This is a genomic window from Pseudoalteromonas sp. S1610, from assembly GCF_005887465.1.
Taxonomy (GTDB): Bacteria; Pseudomonadota; Gammaproteobacteria; order Enterobacterales; family Alteromonadaceae; genus Pseudoalteromonas; species Pseudoalteromonas undina.
In genome coordinates this window covers 1-352 of sequence record NZ_PNDI01000134.1, presented here as the reverse complement: position 1 = coordinate 352, position 352 = coordinate 1, and the positions used below count along the sequence as shown (strand labels likewise).

Genomic DNA, 352 nt, shown 5'->3' with positions numbered 1-352 from the left:
ATTGACAGAGAATGAGCAACGCTGAGTGGTAAAAAGGCTCGGGGCCCCGTTGGTCAAATTCCTTGGCGTGCGGACTTTGCATGTGCCTCTTCGGTTTTAACTGTCGCTACTAACGCATGGTGATCGTAATCTTTAAAGCGCAGCGCCATATTAAACTGTTTACGACTCGCTGAATTTGCCCCATCCGCCGCCCCCAGCAACTTAGCAATAATAGGTTCGCCAGTTTTTATATTAATAAATACATCAGACTCACTTTGATGTATTTGCTGATTCTCATGTATCAGACATGACTGTCTAATTCCTTTGTTGAGCAAGCTCTTTAATTAGCGCAAAGCGAATAATATCGTTTTCA

At 43.2% G+C, this 352-nt stretch carries 1 pseudogene; it reads right to left on the bottom strand.

The window, feature by feature from the left end:
* Positions 1-56: 56 nt before the first annotated feature.
* Positions 57-352, bottom strand: a pseudogene (locus tag CWB77_RS18110) (monooxygenase); the annotation flags it as partial.